1 protein-coding gene and 1 pseudogene are annotated in these 592 nt (G+C 69.9%); both read left to right on the top strand.

Features of this window, described 5'->3' with window-relative positions:
- Positions 1–248: pseudogene (locus AC08OO_RS20585) on the top strand (hypothetical protein); the annotation flags it as partial.
- On the top strand, positions 245–592 hold a 348-nt coding region (locus AC08OO_RS20580), incomplete at its 3' end, for a hypothetical protein (RefSeq protein WP_476618933.1). The pseudogene AC08OO_RS20585 and the gene AC08OO_RS20580, both read left to right, overlap by 4 nt.

The raw sequence follows: 592 nt of genomic DNA, 5'->3' as shown, positions 1-592 counted from the left end.
GCAGTACCCGGCTGGCGTTTCTGCTCGGCCGGTACATCCACGGGGACCGGGTGGCGGCCGGGGTGGACATGCCGGTGGTCACGGTGGGCTGTGCGCTGCGACCGGAAGAGTTCGGGGGGGTCGGCATCATGCCGGTGTCGCATCGGGTCCGGCTGCTGGACGGCGGTGGCCGGTGGGTGGAACACACGATGTGGGAAGTGATGTCCCTGCCCCGGTATGCGGCCTTGGCCAGAGAGAACCGGCTATGAGCCCAGACGCGAGGAACGGCGATCCGCCAGGCCGGATGTGGACGATCAAGCAGGGCAGGATTCCCCGGTGGGGCCGCTGTCTCGGCGGCCGGACGGGCGACGGGTTTCTCATCGCCCGGCCGGTCCGTAGCTCTGCGGCGGGCAGCCGGCTGCGCATGGCGTTCTACCCGGCGGGATTGAAGCCGCTGGCGATGGAAGCACTCGGGGCTGCGATCGCGGCGCCGGATGCGCCGGGCACGGTGACCATCCATACCCGGGGGTGTGCGGTAGAGGCCACGGGGTTGGCGGTGGTGACCGGTCTGCGGCTACGGGCACAGCACCCCAAGGATGATCTTGCGATGATC

This window comes from Frankia sp. CeCAU1, from assembly GCF_977971845.1.
This window is presented reverse-complemented; position numbering and strand designations above follow the sequence as displayed.